1 pseudogene is annotated in these 528 nt (G+C 40.3%); it reads right to left on the bottom strand.

Annotation, left to right across the window (positions count from 1 at the left end):
• Window positions 1-106: 106 nt before the first annotated feature.
• A pseudogene (locus M9196_RS23305) lies at window positions 107-528 on the bottom strand (hypothetical protein); the annotation flags it as partial.

Here is a 528-nt window from a genome sequence, read left to right on the forward strand (position 1 = left end):
AAGCTAACGCCTGCAATAAGGTGTGCCCCACTAAACCAACAAAGCACACTGAACTCCATACCAAAACCGCCGAGTGTAACGCATCACCTTGATTGCATTGTTATGTTTATTCAGCAAGTCCTTGAGTTAATGTTTGTTTATCAAAAAAAGCAATCCAAGAAATCAACTTTTCAGTATTATGAATCATATTGCTCTGAGTATTGACCTGCTGCAAATAATAAGCAATAGACATCCATGCTTTGACATGTCTATCACTAAGTCCCGAACAGACTTGCGTAAGGGCTAATATTAATGACAATTCCATCTGACACGTATGCAGCAAGTTTTCTTTGAACGACTCGCTTTGTGCCTCGCCATGCAGTGTTTGCTTTAGTACGTTTAACGTTCGCTGATTTGCCTTATGATCTATGGCATGAAAAAGAAAACTTGAGATATTGCTTCCATCGACTAACTCCGTGTCCTCGAAAACACGCCTTAACAAAAAACGAAGTTGAGCTCTCAACCTGCGCTCAAGCATTACTTGCTTCT

It is taken from the genome of Vibrio methylphosphonaticus (assembly GCF_023634655.1).
Classification (GTDB): domain Bacteria; phylum Pseudomonadota; class Gammaproteobacteria; order Enterobacterales; family Vibrionaceae; genus Vibrio; species Vibrio methylphosphonaticus.